The following is a 15,159-nucleotide window of genomic DNA, read 5'->3' as shown; positions in this document are numbered from 1 at the left end:
GACGTATTCATCATACAATTAAACCTGAAAATGTGCCACGGATCACATCATGAATTTTGGGCATACCAGACATTCCAGAATGGAACGCCGGGCTTTCAACATACATGGAGAGCAGCTACTATAGCGCGTCTTTTTTCACAGGTACTCAGAATGCGTGTTTTACTGGCCCCGATGGAAGGCGTGCTCGACTCTCTCGTGCGCGAGCTGCTTACCGAGGTGAACGATTACGATCTCTGCGTGACGGAGTTTTTGCGCGTGGTCGATATGTTGCTGCCAGAAAAATCATTTTATCGTCTCTGTCCGGAACTGCATCGTCAGAGCCGCACCCCCTCCGGTACGCTGGTGCGCGTCCAGCTGCTCGGCCAGTATCCTGAGTGGCTGGCGGAAAACGCCGCCCGCGCGGTAGCGCTTGGCTCGTACGGTGTCGATCTTAACTGCGGCTGTCCGTCAAAGCTGGTCAACGGCAGCGGCGGCGGGGCGACGTTACTCAAAGATCCGGAATTGATTTATCGCGGCGCAAAGGCCATGCGTGAGGCGGTGCCATCGCATCTGCCGGTGACGGTCAAAGTGCGTCTGGGATGGGACAGCGGCGACAAGCAGTTTGAAATTGCCGACGCGGTGCAGCAGGCGGGCGCCACCGAGCTGGTGGTGCACGGGCGAACCAAAGAGGATGGTTATAAAGCCGAGCGCATTAACTGGCAGGCGATTGGCGAGATCCGCAAACGGCTTACTATTCCGGTGATTGCTAACGGCGAAATCTGGGATTATGAGAGCGCGCAGGCCTGCCTCAAAGAGACCGGCTGTAATGCCGTGATGATTGGCCGCGGTGCGCTGAACGTGCCGAACCTCAGCCGGGTGGTGAAATACAATGAGCCGCGGATGCCGTGGGCGGACGTGGTGAAACTCCTGCAAAAATACACGCGGCTGGAAAAGCAGGGCGATACCGGGTTGTATCATGTCGCGCGCATTAAGCAGTGGCTGAGTTATTTACGGAAAGAGTACGACGACGCGCTGGGATTATTTCAGGAGATCCGTACGCTACAGACGTCGGCGGATATTGCCCGTGTGATCCAGTCGAAGCACTGAGTGAAGTGTGAATACGTTTGCCCGGCGCGGAGCCGGGCAAACGTATCAGAAAATCATTTTGAATACGCCGGTTACCACCAGCAGCCCTATCAGAAATATAATCAAAATAGCCCACAATAATATTTTCATTCGCCTCTCCTGCGTATGTCTGTCGTCAGTAAGTGTAGCAGTCAATTCATAATTGGTATGAATAGGTGAAATTAAATCATTCGCTTGAGGAATAAATTTCCGGATATGAAAATGTATAACAATATGCGGATTGCCACGCGTTACTAAAAAACGGAACGTCAGTAAGCGTAAGTTGCGCCTTTATTTTTTTGAGTTTATGGCGTAATGAAACGTTCTCTTACTTTATCTCTGAGTGCTCCCCTTATTTTTATGCTGTCCGCCTGCGCGCCGGAACATGCCACGGTGTCTCCAGTGAAAACGCAAGCCGCCGCCGCTGCTGTAAATACCCAACTAAGTCATGCCGACTGGCCAAAAAACGAATGGTGGAAAGATTTTAATGACCCTCAGCTTAACGCGCTGATTGCTAAAGCGCTGGCGGATGCACCGGATATGCAAATTGCCCGGCAGCGCATCACCCTGGCAGAAGCACAGGCGAAAGCCGCTGTCGCTGCTGATGGTCCACAAATGGATTTTTCCGCAGATGTGGAACGGCAAAAGATGTCGGCAGAGGGGCTGATGGGGCCATTCGCCCTGACTGACCCGGCGGCGGGGACAACCGGACCCTGGTACACCAACGGCACCTTTGGTCTGACGGCCGGATGGGATCTGGATTTATGGGGTAAAAACCGCGCCCAAATTGAGGCCCGCATCGGTAAGGTGAATGCGCAAAAAGCGGAGCTGGAGCAGACCCGACAGCTGCTCGCCAGCAGCGTCGCGCGGCTGTACTGGGACTGGCAGACCGAGGCCGCGGTGGGTGACGTGCTCGCGCAGATCAAACGGGAGCAGGAAAATATCATCGGTGCCGATCGTGAGCTTTATCAGCACGGCATTACCTCCTCGGTGGAAGGCGTTGAAACAGATATCAATGCCAGCAAAACCGATGAACAGCTCGCTGACGTGCACGGCAAAATGAAGGCCATTGAGGCGCGTCTGAATGCATTGACCAATACCCCTTCAGTCACGCTCGCCCGGCATGCCTTACCTGACGCAGAGGCGTCGCTGCCGTCAACGCTCGGTTATGAGCTGCTGGCTCGCCGCCCGGATTTGCAGGAGGCGCACTGGTATATCGAAGCGTCCATGAGCGAAGTGGATGCCGCCAGAGCCGCGTTCTACCCTGACATCAATTTGATGGCGTTCTTGCAGCAGGATGCATTGCACCTTAGCGACCTGTTCCGCTCATCTGCTCAGCAAATGGGCGTAACCGCGGGTCTGACGCTGCCAATTTTTGACAGTGGTCGGTTGAATGCGAACCTGGATATCGCCCAGGCGCAAAACAACCTCTCCGTGGCGAACTACAACAAGGCCGTAATGGACGCCGTAAACCAGGTTGCCCGGACGGCCAGCGAAGTGGAAACCCTGACCGCCAAAAATCAGCACCAGCAGCAGATCGAAAAAGATGCGGCGCGCGTCGTTGCGCTGGCACAGGCGCGCTTCAGCGCGGGGATCATTGCCGGCTCGCGGGTGAGTGAAGCAAAAATTCCGGCGCTCAAAGAGCGTATTGCCGGGTTGATGCTGAAAGGTCAGTACGTGGATGCTACGCTCCAGCTCACCTCCGCGCTGGGTGGCGGATATCATCACAGCTAAAATCGCGCATTATCTATACTTACCTCTTTGCAGATTTTCAGGAGGTGAGTATGACGCGAGTCGCAATTGTTACCGCATCGGATTCAGGAATTGGCAAAACGACGGCCCTGATGCTGGCCGAACGCGGGTTTGATATCGGGGTGACCTGGCATTCAGATGAGGAAGGGGCGCTGGCAACCTGCCGTGAAATTGAAGCGCGCGGGCAGCGTGCCGAGGCCATCCAGCTCGACTTAAGCAATTTGCCGGAAGGCGCAAAGGCCATTGAAACCCTGATTACGCGTTTCGGGCGGCTGGATGTGCTGGTTAACAATGCCGGGGCGATGAACAAAGCGCCATTTCTGGACCTGTCGTTTGACGACTGGCGGCACATATTCACCGTTGACGTGGACGGCGCGTTTCTCTGCTCGCAAATCGCGGCGCGTCAGATGGTGAAGCAGGGAGAAGGGGGGCGGATCGTGAACATCACCTCGGTGCATGAACATACACCATTGCCGGACGCCAGCGCCTATACGGCGGCCAAACATGCGCTGGGCGGGTTAACAAAATCGATGGCGCTGGAGCTGGTTAAACATAAGATTCTGGTGAACGCCGTTGCGCCTGGTGCGATCGCCACGCCGATGAATGATATGGACGACAGCGAAGTGAAAGAAGGCTCAATGCCGGAAATCCCGCTGGCACGGCCAGGGCATACCAAAGAAATAGCCAGCCTGGTGGCGTGGCTGTGTGACAGCGACGCCAGCTACACCACCGGGCAGTCGTTTATCGTCGACGGCGGTTTTATGCTGGCGAATCCGCAGTTTAAGCCAGCAGAATAAACATTCCCCTCACCCCAGCCCTCTCCCCAAAGGGGAGAGGGTGTATAGAGTTCCCTCTCCCCTTTGGGGAGAGAGGTAGGGTGAGGGGCAGCAGGCCGCACTCACTCTTCATCCCGCCGCTTTTCACGATGCTTGAGCCACAGCCGTACCCCAATCACCACCGCAACAACCAGGATCAACCAGGCCCAGTGTTTAAGATGCTGATCGAGATTATGCAGCCACGGGCCTATCACTTCGCCACCCACGTAGCCAAGCGTGGTAAAAATCAGCGCCCAGGCAATCGCCCCGATAATGTTCAGCGGCAGGAAAATTTTCGGCGGTAAGCGGCTCGCGCCAATCAGTATTGGCCCAATGATGCGAAAGCCATACATAAAGCGGGTGCCAATCACAAACATATAGGGATGCCGCTGGATAAGCCGCTGAGCACGACGAATTTTCTTTTGATGCTTAGCAAAACGTTGTAAAAGCGTCGGACCAAAGCGCAGACCCAGAAAGTAGAGCAGCTGGTCGCCAATCATACCGCCCAGTGCGACGGCGGCGACCACCAGCGGGAATTTCAGCAATCCCTGATGTGCGGCCACTCCGCCCAGCAGCGTGATGGTTTCACCCTCTGCCACGCTGCCGATGACCAGCGCGGCGTATCCATATTGTTCAATAAGACCGTTGATATCCATTAAGTAAATGTCGTCTCCCTTACTGTGCCTGCGTTAATCATATACCCCATCCATCAACCACGCGGCAATCAACGGAAATTTCCCACTGTACATAAAATAATCTAAAGCCTGCATTATACTTTAGCTATCGCTGACGGGCCGACAACAAGGGGGCGTTATGAACCATGTCTGGGGACTTTTCTCCCATCCCGATCGTGAAATGCAGGTCATCCGTAACGAGAACGAAACGGTCGCGCATCACTACACCCACCACGTCCTGCTGATGGCAGCGGTACCGGTGGTCTGCGCGTTTATTGGTACTACGCAAATAGGCTGGAACTTTGGTGACGGCACCGTGGTTCAGCTTTCCTGGTTTACCGGACTGTACCTGGCCATTCTGTTTTATGGCCTGATGCTGGCCGGGGTGGCGGTAATGGGGCGGGTCATCCACTGGATGGCGCGCAACTATCCGCAACGCCCGTCGCTGGCACACTGTATGGTCTTCGCCGGATACGTCGCGACCCCGCTGTTCTTAAGCGGTATTGTTGCGCTCTATCCACTGGTCTGGCTGTGCGCGCTGATCGGTACGGTTGCCCTCTTTTACACCGGTTATCTGCTGTATGTAGGAGTGCCAACCTTCCTCAACATCAATAAAGAAGAGGGCCTGAGCTTCTCCAGCTCTACGCTTGCCATCGGCGTGCTGGTCCTTGAGGCGCTACTGGCCCTGACAGTTATTCTTTGGGGTTATGGATACCGTCTCTTTTAAGTCCCCTGCATTGCTGGCGTAAATGCCAGCAATGCAGCATCTGGTTATGATTCTCCGCTGGCGACAACGCACGGTGACCGCTATGATGCCGAAGCCAGCCTGTGTTTATCCGTCGACACAGGCGGTGTACGTCATAACGTGCGTGAATCATTATCAGAAGTCTCATCATGCTGAAATTTCGAGTGTCACTCCTTAGTCTTGCGCTACTGTTGGGCGTCTCCTCTACCGCGCCAGCCATCGCCAAAACGCCCGCAGTTGCCACCGCTGCTGCGCAACCCCAGATTGCGTCCGGCAGCGCGATGATCGTTGACCTGAATACCAACAAGGTGATCTACGCCAGTCACCCGGATCTGGTGCGCCCGATCGCTTCCATAACCAAAGTCATGACCGCGATGGTGGTGCTTGATGCACGACTGCCGCTGGACGAAAAGCTAAAAGTGGATATCAGCCACACGCCAGAGATGAAAGGGATCTACTCTCGCGTGCGTCTGAACAGTGAAATCAGCCGTAAAAATATGCTGCTGTTGGCGCTGATGTCCTCAGAGAACCGCGCGGCGGCGAGCCTTGCCCACCATTATCCTGGCGGTTACGACGCGTTTATCCGCGCGATGAATGCCAAAGCCAAAGCGCTGGGGATGAAAAATACCCATTTCGTGGAGCCAACCGGTCTGTCGATCCATAACGTCTCGACGGCGCGTGATTTAACCAAGCTGCTGATCGCCAGTAAGCAATACCCGCTGATTGGTCAGCTCAGCACCACGCGTGAGGAGATGGCGACATTCTCGACCCCGGCGTATACGCTGCCGTTCCGCAACACTAACCATCTGGTGTATCGCGATAACTGGAATATTCAGTTAACCAAGACCGGATTCACCAATGCGGCAGGGCACTGCCTGGTGATGCGCACCGTGTTTAACGGTAAACCAGTGGCGCTAGTGGTGATGGATGCCTTCGGCAAATATACCCACTTTGCGGATGCCAGCCGCCTGCGCACCTGGATTGAAACCGGGAAAGTGCAGCCGGTGCCGGCTTCAGCGCTGGCGTATAAAAAGCAGAAAGCGGAACAGATGGCGACGGCGCAGAACGACTGAGTCGCCTGTCTGTGCCGGGGGGCGGCTTCGCCTTACCCGGCCTACGGCCCTAAAGCGGCCCCGATACGTAGGCCCGGTAAGCGGAGCGCCACCGGGCGAAAGCGCCTACTCCGGCAGCGTCCAGTCACCATCGTTGAGTGGACGCTGCATGATCAACGTATCCCGCCAGTCGCCCTTCTTATACCCTACGCTGCGCAGTTGACCGACAACCTCGAAGCCATGTTTTTTATGCAGCCGTAACGATCCCGCATTATTGTTTCCGTCACCGACCACAGCAATCATCTGCCGCCAGGGACCTTGCTCACACCGTGCAATCAGGGCATCCATCAGCGCCGTACCAAACCCGCGCCCGGTGGTGCTGGCATCCACATAGATGGATTCCTCAAGGGTGTACCGGTAGGCCTGGCGTGGACGATAAAACGTGGCGTAGCAATAGCCGACGACAATGCCGCGATACAGCGCAACCAGCCACGGTAAACCGCTGTCGGTCACACTCTTCATCCGCTGACGCATCTCATCGACGGTGGGGGGAACTTCCTCGAACGACGCACGGCCATGAAGCACATGCCAGGCGTATATCGCCGAGATGGCATGTGCATCGTCAGGAAGGGCGTCGCGCACCTCGATTTCAGTTTCGGGTAAAATCTCTACAGCCGACATGTTCTGCCCGCTCCTTGTTTGGAAAGCCAGAGAAACGTTTCTCTCGCAACAGGCAGATACTCTAGTACGATTGAGGAGAGCTTAACAATCTCTTAAATTTGGCTATAGGCGTTCATCAGAGGCTTGCGTATTTTGCTTCTCTGTTTCGGCACTCTCTTTCCAGTATTTCTTCCGCGTTGTCTTACCAATGCCGGGGTTCATACTGTTTGTAGGGTCATTTTTGCGATAAAACTGTTTAAGCGTCTCCGGCGCTTTGTACAGATGCCCCACGTTGTGCTCGGCAGGATATTGCGCGCCACGCTCGTGCAGCAACGCCAGCATCTGCTCTTTCAACGCATGCGCATCCACCCCTTTTTTGACGATGTAATCCTGGTGGAAGACATAGCACATGAAGTGGCCGTAATAGAGCTTGTGCACCAGCTTGCTGTCAATCTCCGGGGGCAGATGTTCAAACCACTCGGTATCGTTGCGACGCAGGGCAATATCCAGTGCCAGAATATCCTCTACCTCTTCGGAATGCACAGCCTGATAACGGATAGCCGCACCCGCCGCGGCGAAGCGGTGCAGGAAGGCTTTGCTGCCTTCTTCCGGCGTGCAGGCGAAGAAATCCCCGTCGGCAGTTTTGAAGAACTCGGTGAGCCAGCTCTGCGCTTCGGCAATTCCGTCCCCGGCCATTTTCAGCAGCAGGTGGTGCTCATACTTATCGCGCCAGGTCTTCATCCGCTCCGGTAAATGCGCCGGGAAGGCGTTGCCCAGTTTCTGCATAAAGCGGTCGGTGAAGTGCGGTTTGAACAGCGATACTTTCTCCAGCATCGCGTCGGTGCGACCCTTCATGGTGAAGAAGAACGGCATTTTGTCGGTGCCGAGCTTGTCGATCATCAGGAAGGTATCTTTGCCGTAGCGCTCAGCGATGTCATAAATGTCCCGGTGCATATACTCGCCCGCCACCGGCAGGTGAGTGAACTCGGCCAGAATATGACGGCGGATCTCCGTCAGCACCTCCGGCTGATTGGTGCCAATGTAAAACACCTGCTGCTTTTTCTCTGCCGGGAAGGTATCGAGGCGCACCGCAAAAACGGCCAGCTTGCCCGCGCAGCCGGAGGATTCAAACAGGCGATCCGGATCGGCGTTATAGCGCGCTGGCGTATCGGCATTGATATCGCGCACGCGGGTGATGTAATCGTGGTCATGCGCGTGACGGCCATCGTGCTGAACGTCTTCGTCCTTCACGCGGTCATCGTCAAGTTTGCTGAGGATCTGCTCTGGCGTTACACCCAGATCGATCCCCAGATGGTTAACCAGCGTCAGCTTGCCGTTTTCATCGATACGGGCAAACAGCGACATCTCCGTGTAGGCCGGGCCGCGCTGCACCAGCGAGCCGCCGGAGTTATTGCAGATCCCGCCGATCACCGAGGCACCAATGCACGAAGAGCCGATCACCGAGTGCGGTTCGCGACCCAGCGGCTTAAGCGCCTTTTCCAGCGAGTAGAGCGTGGTGCCGGGGAAGGCGAGTACCTGTTCGCCCTTGTCCAGCAGGTGCAGTTTGTCGAGGCGCAGGGTGCTGATAATCACGATGTCACGATCGTAATCGTTGCCGTTCGGCGTGGAGCCTTCAGTCAGGCCGGTGTTAGCAGCCTGCATTAAAATAATCTTGTCTGCCGCAACGCAGGCGCTGAGCACGCGCCACAGTTCGAGCAACGTACCGGGGAAGACCACCGCCAGCGCGTCGCCCTGGCCGGAGCGAAAGCCCTTACGGTAGCGGGCGGTTTTGGCCGGGTCGGTAAGCAGGTGAGAGTGACCAACCAGGCGCGACAGTTCGTTAATAAAAGTAGTGTTATCGTTAGTTCGAACAGAAGACATCTTCCACTCCTTGTGGTGGGGCAAATTTCTCGCTGTAAAGCATAGCGCGATTAGCCGTTGAGCGGTCGGGTATTCATGAGAAAAATCAGAGAATAACCCTGCAAGGTTTTCAGGCTTTGTGGCACACTGCGCTTTTCGCACGGTCTGGCCGGGTGCTTCCCGCGGTTATTGATGAGAGAGAATAACAACATGAAATGGCTATGTTATGTAGGTGTCGCCGTCAGCCTGGCGCTGCAACCTGCGCTGGCAGAGGATTTGTTTGGTAATCACCCGCTCACGCCTGAAGCCCGCGACGCCTTTGTCACGGATTTACTCAAAAAGATGACGGTCGATGAGAAAATCGGCCAGCTGCGCCTGATCAGCGTCGGCCCGGATAACCCGAAAGAAGCCATTCGCGAGATGATCAAAGACGGGCAGGTAGGAGCCATTTTTAACACCGTTACCCGCCAGGATATCCGCAAAATGCAGGATCAGGTGATGGAACTGAGCCGCCTGAAAATTCCGCTGTTCTTCGCCTACGACGTGGTGCACGGCCAGCGTACCGTCTTCCCGATTAGCCTCGGCTTAGCCTCCTCCTTTAACCTCGATGCGGTGAAAACCGTCGGGCGCGTATCGGCATATGAAGCCGCAGACGACGGCCTGAACATGACCTGGGCGCCGATGGTAGACGTCTCCCGCGATCCGCGCTGGGGCCGTGCTTCGGAGGGCTTTGGTGAAGATACCTGGTTAACCGCCACGATGGGCAAAACCATGGTGGAAGCGATGCAGGGCAAAAGTCCGGCAGATCGTTACTCGGTGATGACCAGCGTCAAGCACTTCGCCGCCTATGGCGCGGTGGAAGGCGGCAAAGAGTACAACACCGTGGACATGAGTCCGCAGCGCCTGTTTAACGACTATATGCCGCCGTACAAAGCGGGGCTGGACGCGGGCAGCGGCGCGGTGATGGTGGCATTGAACTCTCTCAACGGCACGCCTGCCACCTCCGATTCGTGGCTGCTGAAAGATGTGCTGCGCGACCAGTGGGGCTTCAAGGGCATCACCGTTTCGGATCACGGGGCGATTAAAGAGCTGATCAAGCACGGCACAGCGTCTGACCCGGAAGATGCGGTACGCGTGGCGCTCAAGTCCGGCATCAACATGAGCATGAGCGACGAATACTACAGCAAATACCTGCCGGGGCTGGTGAAGAGCGGCAAGGTGACGATGGCGGAGCTGGACGATGCCGCTCGCCACGTGCTGAACGTGAAATATGACATGGGGCTGTTTAACGATCCTTACAGCCATCTGGGGCCGAAGGAGTCTGACCCGGCAGACACCAATGCTGAAAGCCGCCTGCACCGCAAAGAAGCCCGCGAAGTGGCGCGCGAAAGCCTGGTGCTGCTGAAAAACCGTCTCGACACGCTGCCGCTGAAAAAATCCGGCACCATTGCCGTGGTCGGTCCGCTGGCCGACAGCAAGCGTGACGTCATGGGCAGCTGGTCCGCCGCAGGCGTGGCGGATCAGTCCGTTACCGTGCTGACAGGCATTAAGAGCGCTGTGGGTGATAATGCAAAAGTGGTTTACGCCAAAGGCGCAAACGTCACCGACGATAAAGACATCGTGACCTTCCTCAACCAGTATGAGGAAGCGGTGAAGGTGGATCCACGCACGCCGAAAGAGATGATCGACGAAGCGGTTAACGCCGCGAAGCAGTCCGACGTGGTGGTCGCCGTGGTGGGTGAAGCGCAGGGGATGGCGCACGAAGCCTCCAGCCGGACCGACATCACGATCCCGCAAAGCCAGCGTGACCTGATCGCGGCCCTGAAAGCCACCGGCAAGCCGCTGGTGCTGGTGCTGATGAACGGGCGTCCGCTGGCGCTGGTGAAAGAAGACCAGCAGGCTGACGCCATTCTGGAAACCTGGTTCGCCGGTACCGAAGGCGGTAACGCCATTGCCGACGTGCTGTTTGGCGATTACAACCCGTCCGGCAAGCTGCCGATGTCCTTCCCGCGCTCCGTCGGGCAGATCCCGGTTTACTACAGCCACCTGAACACCGGTCGTCCGTACAACGCCGACAAGCCGAACAAGTACACGTCCCGTTACTTCGACGAGGCTAACGGCCCGCTCTATCCGTTTGGCTATGGCCTGAGCTACACCACGTTTAAGGTCTCTGACGTGAAAATGTCGGCGCCGACCCTGAAGCGTGACGGCAAAGTGACCGCCAGCGTGGAAGTGACCAACAGCGGCAAACGCGAAGGCGCGACGGTGATCCAGATGTACGTTCAGGATGTCACGGCCTCCATGAGCCGTCCGGTGAAACAGCTGCGCGGCTTCGAAAAGGTCAACCTGAAACCGGGCGAAACCAAAACGGTCAGCTTCCCGATTGACGTAAATGCGCTGAAGTTCTGGAATCAGCAGATGAAATACGATGCCGAGCCTGGCAAATTCAACGTCTTCATCGGCGTGGATTCCGCCCGCGTGAACAAAGCCGAGTTCGAACTCCAATAATCTTACCTTCCTCCCCATCCCCCGCCTGGCGGGGGATGCCTCTCATCTGGTACGAAAAACGGTTAAATTCACTGTTTTAAGCTACGCTTTTCTCTCAAGCCTATGAAAAAGGCCACAAAATAATGAGGAAAGTAGAATGACGATTATTAAGGGGATAACAGGGTCGGCGGTGCTACTGGCGGCGCTGAGCCTGCCGTTACAGGCCGCAGAGCCGGTTAAGGTGGGTTCCAAAATTGATACCGAGGGCGCGTTGCTCGGCAATATCATTTTGCAGGTGCTCGAAAGCCACGGCGTGAAAACGGTCAATAAAGTGCAGCTTGGCACCACGCCTGTCGTGCGCGGTGCTATCACTTCCGGCGAGCTGGATATCTACCCGGAATACACCGGCAACGGGGCATTCTTCTTCAAGGATGAAAACGATTCGGCCTGGAAAAATGCCAAAGCCGGGTACGAAAAAGTCAAAAAGCTGGACGCGGAAAAAAATAAGCTGGTCTGGCTTACGCCGGCACCGGCCAACAACACCTGGACCATCGCGGTGCGCAAAGATATCGCCGAGAAAGGCAAGCTCACCTCGCTTGACGATCTCAGCCGCTACCTGAAAGAGAAGGGCGAGTTTAAGCTCGCGGCCTCGGCAGAGTTTATCGAGCGCGCTGATGCCCTGCCAGCGTTTGAAAAAGCTTATGATTTCAAGCTCGATCAGGCACAGCTACTTTCTCTGGCGGGCGGCGACACGGCGGTGACCATTAAGGCGGCGGCGCAGAAAACCTCCGGCGTCAACGCGGCGATGGCTTACGGCACTGACGGCCCGGTCGCGGCGCTTGGTCTGCAAACTCTGACCGACCCGAAAGGCGTTCAGCCAATTTACGCCCCAACCCCGGTCGTGCGCGAGGCGGTGCTGAAAGCCTACCCGGATATCGACGATTGGCTCAAACCGGTGTTTGAAAAACTGGATGCGAAAACGCTGCAACAGCTGAATGCCAGCATTGCCGTAGAGGGGCTGGATGCCAAAAAAGTGGCTGCCGACTTCCTGAAACAACAAGGGCTTGTGAAGTAACGGGATAAGGCTGTGCCAATAAAATGTCATAACCGCGTCCTGCTGCTGTTGGTCTGTATGGCCATCGTGGCGGTCGCGTTACCTTTTGTGAATGTCGCGCCAAACCGTCTGGTGTCGGGCGAACCGCGCGCGCTGTGGCAGATCTGGGCATTTACGCCGCTGCTGCTGGGCGCGGCGCTGGCGAGTACCGTAGTCTTAGCCTTCTGGCCGGGGCGAACCGCGCTGTGGCTGACGCTTCTGCTCAGCGAAGCGCTGTTTATCGTACTGTTCTGGAGCGCGGGACAGGCGGCGACGCAGATGGCCTCGGTTGAAAGCCCGCTGGCGCGCACGTCGATTGGCAGCGGCCTGTGGCTGTGGCTGGCACTCTGCCTGCTGGCCTGTAGCGATGCCATTCGCCGCCTGACGCCGATACCTGTGTGGCGCTGGCTGCTGAACGCGCAATTCTGGGTTATCCCCCTGCTGATCCTCTTCAGCGGCGATCTGAATCAACTCTCGCTGTTAAAAGAGTACGTCAACCGCCAGGAGGTGTTTGACAACGCGCTGGCGCAACATCTGACGATCCTGTTCGGGACGCTGGTCCCGGCGCTGCTGCTGGGCGTGCCGCTGGGCATGTGGTGCTACCGACATCCCAGCCGCCAGGGTGCCGTCTTTACCGTGCTCAACGTTATTCAGACCATCCCCTCCGTTGCCCTGTTTGGCCTGCTGATTGCCCCCCTCGCCGGTCTGGTTAAATCCTTCCCTGCGTTGGCCGCGGCAGGCATTGCCGGAACCGGGCTGACCCCGGCGTTGATTGCCCTTGTGCTGTATGCGCTGCTGCCACTGGTGCGCGGCGTGGTGGCGGGGTTAAGCCAGGTTCCGCCCGACGTGCTGGAAAGCGCCCATGCGATGGGGATGAGTGCGCGCCAGTGTTTCTGGAAAATACAGCTGCCGCTTGCGCTTCCGCTGCTGGTTCGCAGCCTGCGGGTGGTGACGGTGCAAACCGTTGGGATGGCGGTAATTGCCGCGCTGATCGGGGCGGGCGGCTTTGGGGCGCTGGTGTTCCAGGGGCTGCTCAGCAGCGCGCTGGATCTGGTGTTGCTGGGCGTTGTGCCCACGATTGCGCTGGCGGTCGTTCTGGATGCCCTGTTTGCCCTGTGGCTCGCGCTGCTCAGGAGAAGAGCCAATGATTGAATTTCATGATGTGAGTAAAACCTTTGCGGGCCGTCCGGCGGCAAGCCATCTCAATCTGCATTTTGCCGAGGGGGCGTTCTCGGTATTGATCGGGACGTCGGGGTCGGGAAAATCGACGACGCTGAAGATGATCAATCGGCTGGTGGAGCACGACAGCGGGACGATTCGCTTTGCCGGAGAGGAGATCCGCAGCCTGCCGGTGCTGGAGCTGCGGCGGCGTATGGGCTACGCCATTCAGTCCATCGGCCTGTTTCCCCACTGGACGGTGGCGCAGAACATTGCCACCGTGCCACAGCTGGAAAAATGGTCCCGGGGGAAGATCAATGAGCGTGTCGACGAGTTGATGGCGCTGCTGGGCCTGGACGCGTCGCTTCGCGACCGCTACCCGCACCAGCTTTCCGGCGGACAACAGCAGCGGGTCGGGGTGGCGCGCGCGCTGGCCGCTAACCCGCAGGTACTGCTGATGGATGAGCCCTTCGGCGCGCTGGATCCGGTCACCCGCGGCGCACTTCAGGCCGAGATGAGCCGCATCCACCGTATTCTCGGGCGCACCATCGTGCTGGTGACGCATGATATCGACGAAGCACTGCGGCTGGCCGATCGTCTGGTACTGATGGATCACGGCGAAGTCGTCCAGCAGGGTACGCCGCTTGAGCTGTTAACGTCGCCGGCAAACGATTTTGTGCGTGAGTTCTTTGGCCGCAGCGAGCTGGGTGTCAGGCTGCTCTCGCTGCGCACCGTCAGGGACTATCTGCGTCCGCAGGATGCGCAAATCGGTGGTGAACCGCTGCATGACGGGATGAGCCTGCGCGATGCCCTTTCGGCGTTTGTCGCCCGGCAGTGTGAGGTGTTACCCGTTGCGGACGGGCAGGGGACACCATGCGGGACGATCCATTTTCGCGATCTGCTGGCGGGGGAGGTGACGCGTGAAGTGGGTCCGTGATCCGTTACTCTGGCTGACAGGGCTGTTTATCGCCTTACTCTACCTGATGCCGCACAGCGCGGCGCTGTTTAATGCGCTTATTCCCGGGCTGCCGCGCCCGGTGTACCAGCAGGAGAGCTTTGTTAATCTCACCCTGGCGCACTTCTGGCTGGTAGCGGCGTCAAGCGTGATTGCCATCGTGCTGGGCACAGGTGCCGGTATTGCGGTGACGCGGCCTGCGGGCAGGGAGTTCCGTCCGCTGGTGGAGACCATCGCCGCAACGGGGCAGACCTTCCCGCCGGTGGCCGTGCTGGCGATTGCCGTGCCGGCGATCGGTTTTGGGCAGGAGCCTGCCATCATTGCGCTGATCTTGTACGGCGTGTTGCCCATTCTGCAAGGGACGCTGGCGGGCATTGCGGCGGTGCCTGCATCGGTGCTGAGCGTAGCGGAAGGGATGGGAATGAGCGCCTGGCAGCGGCTACTGAAGGTTGAACTGCCGCTGGCCGCACCGGTGATTATTGCCGGTGTGCGGACGTCCGTGATCATCAACATTGGTACGGCAACCATCGCATCGACGGTCGGGGTCAATACGCTGGGGACGCCGATCATTATCGGGTTAAGCGGGTTTAACACGGCCTATATTATTCAGGGGGCGGTTCTGGTTGCGCTGGCGGCGATTGTGGTGGATCGCCTGTTTGAACGCCTGGCCGGATACCTCAGCCAACACCGCCGCGAACAATAAACGAGTAACCTGCAAGCATAACGCCACCGATACCGCTGACGGCCATCAGTGCAAAAAGGGTAATTACGGCCAGTTTCGTTGCCTTCATCATGTGCTCCTGT

The 15,159-nt window shown here is 57.4% G+C and carries 15 protein-coding genes; 10 read left to right on the top strand and 5 right to left on the bottom strand.

The window, feature by feature from the left end; translation table 11 throughout:
- Window positions 1–150: 150 nt before the first annotated feature.
- A complete protein-coding gene (gene dusC / locus ACQG03_RS14425; RefSeq protein ID WP_022648689.1) occupies window positions 151–1,086 on the top strand; it encodes a tRNA dihydrouridine(16) synthase DusC in 936 nt (311 codons plus the stop codon).
- Window positions 1,087–1,131: 45 nt separating this feature from the next.
- Here the strand turns inward: dusC and yohP are convergent, their stop codons facing one another.
- Window positions 1,132–1,215, bottom strand: coding sequence for a small membrane protein YohP (gene yohP, locus ACQG03_RS14420; RefSeq protein ID WP_000698460.1), 84 nt, complete (start codon window positions 1,213–1,215; stop codon window positions 1,132–1,134).
- 204 nt (window positions 1,216–1,419) lie between these two features.
- Between yohP and mdtQ the strand changes: the two genes are divergently transcribed.
- Together mdtQ and ACQG03_RS14410 are read left to right on the top strand one after the other, a co-directional pair.
- Window positions 1,420–2,838, top strand: coding sequence for a multidrug resistance outer membrane protein MdtQ (mdtQ, locus tag ACQG03_RS14415; protein ID WP_063163787.1), 1,419 nt, complete (start codon window positions 1,420–1,422; stop codon window positions 2,836–2,838).
- Between the two features lie 50 nt (window positions 2,839–2,888).
- Window positions 2,889–3,653, top strand: coding sequence for an SDR family oxidoreductase (locus tag ACQG03_RS14410; RefSeq protein ID WP_022648687.1), 765 nt, complete (start codon window positions 2,889–2,891; stop codon window positions 3,651–3,653).
- Between the two features lie 101 nt (window positions 3,654–3,754).
- Here ACQG03_RS14410 and ACQG03_RS14405 read toward each other — a convergent pair whose 3' ends face one another.
- On the bottom strand, window positions 3,755–4,327 hold the full coding sequence (locus tag ACQG03_RS14405) for a DedA family protein (protein WP_022648686.1): 573 nt from the start codon (window positions 4,325–4,327) through the stop codon (window positions 3,755–3,757).
- 157 nt (window positions 4,328–4,484) lie between these two features.
- Here ACQG03_RS14405 and ACQG03_RS14400 point away from each other — a divergent pair, with 157 nt between their 5' ends.
- Both ACQG03_RS14400 and pbpG read left to right on the top strand, forming a co-directional pair.
- Window positions 4,485–5,072, top strand: a complete 588-nt coding sequence (locus ACQG03_RS14400) for a Yip1 family protein (RefSeq protein ID WP_003859296.1) — start codon at window positions 4,485–4,487, stop codon at window positions 5,070–5,072.
- A gap of 167 nt (window positions 5,073–5,239) precedes the next feature.
- A complete protein-coding gene (gene pbpG, locus ACQG03_RS14395) occupies window positions 5,240–6,163 on the top strand; it encodes a D-alanyl-D-alanine endopeptidase (protein WP_063163788.1) in 924 nt (307 codons plus the stop codon).
- 105 nt (window positions 6,164–6,268) lie between these two features.
- On the opposite strand, the gene ACQG03_RS14390 is transcribed toward pbpG, so the two are convergent.
- Window positions 6,269–6,823: a GNAT family N-acetyltransferase gene (locus tag ACQG03_RS14390; protein WP_058646977.1), complete on the bottom strand. Its 555-nt coding sequence runs from the start codon at window positions 6,821–6,823 to the stop codon at window positions 6,269–6,271.
- Window positions 6,824–6,925: 102 nt separating this feature from the next.
- A complete protein-coding gene (gene dld, locus ACQG03_RS14385; RefSeq protein WP_038416416.1) occupies window positions 6,926–8,683 on the bottom strand; it encodes a D-lactate dehydrogenase in 1,758 nt (585 codons plus the stop codon).
- 189 nt (window positions 8,684–8,872) lie between these two features.
- On the opposite strand from dld, the gene bglX reads away from it, so the two are divergent.
- The 5 genes from bglX to ACQG03_RS14360 all read left to right on the top strand — a co-directional run bounded on the left by bglX (window position 8,873) and on the right by ACQG03_RS14360 (window position 15,058).
- Window positions 8,873–11,170: a beta-glucosidase BglX gene (gene bglX, locus ACQG03_RS14380; RefSeq protein WP_063163789.1), complete on the top strand. Its 2,298-nt coding sequence runs from the start codon at window positions 8,873–8,875 to the stop codon at window positions 11,168–11,170.
- Window positions 11,171–11,306: 136 nt separating this feature from the next.
- Window positions 11,307–12,224 carry a glycine betaine ABC transporter substrate-binding protein OsmF gene (gene osmF, locus ACQG03_RS14375; RefSeq protein ID WP_063163790.1) on the top strand — a complete coding sequence of 306 codons (918 nt, stop codon included), beginning with the start codon at window positions 11,307–11,309 and terminating at the stop codon, window positions 12,222–12,224.
- A gap of 12 nt (window positions 12,225–12,236) precedes the next feature.
- Window positions 12,237–13,394 (top strand): ABC transporter permease, encoded by a 1,158-nt coding sequence (locus tag ACQG03_RS14370; protein WP_063163791.1) that lies wholly within the window; start codon window positions 12,237–12,239, stop codon window positions 13,392–13,394.
- Window positions 13,387–14,337: an ABC transporter ATP-binding protein gene (locus ACQG03_RS14365; protein WP_022648680.1), complete on the top strand. Its 951-nt coding sequence runs from the start codon at window positions 13,387–13,389 to the stop codon at window positions 14,335–14,337. Before ACQG03_RS14370 ends, ACQG03_RS14365 begins: the two co-directional genes overlap by 8 nt.
- Complete coding sequence (locus ACQG03_RS14360; RefSeq protein ID WP_022648679.1) at window positions 14,321–15,058, top strand: ABC transporter permease; 738 nt, start codon at window positions 14,321–14,323, stop codon at window positions 15,056–15,058. The genes ACQG03_RS14365 and ACQG03_RS14360 overlap by 17 nt, the downstream gene beginning before the upstream one ends.
- Here the strand turns inward: ACQG03_RS14360 and ACQG03_RS14355 are convergent.
- The gene (locus tag ACQG03_RS14355; RefSeq protein WP_022648678.1) at window positions 15,033–15,146 is read right to left on the bottom strand and encodes a protein YohO; all 114 of its coding nucleotides are present in this window, start codon (window positions 15,144–15,146) and stop codon (window positions 15,033–15,035) included. The two genes, ACQG03_RS14360 and ACQG03_RS14355, sit on opposite strands and share 26 nt — an antisense overlap.
- Window positions 15,147–15,159 lie beyond the last annotated feature (13 nt).

This window comes from Enterobacter cloacae complex sp. 342H5, from assembly GCF_050030905.1.
Lineage (GTDB): Bacteria > Pseudomonadota > Gammaproteobacteria > Enterobacterales > Enterobacteriaceae > Enterobacter > Enterobacter intestinihominis.
This window is presented reverse-complemented; position numbering and strand designations above follow the sequence as displayed.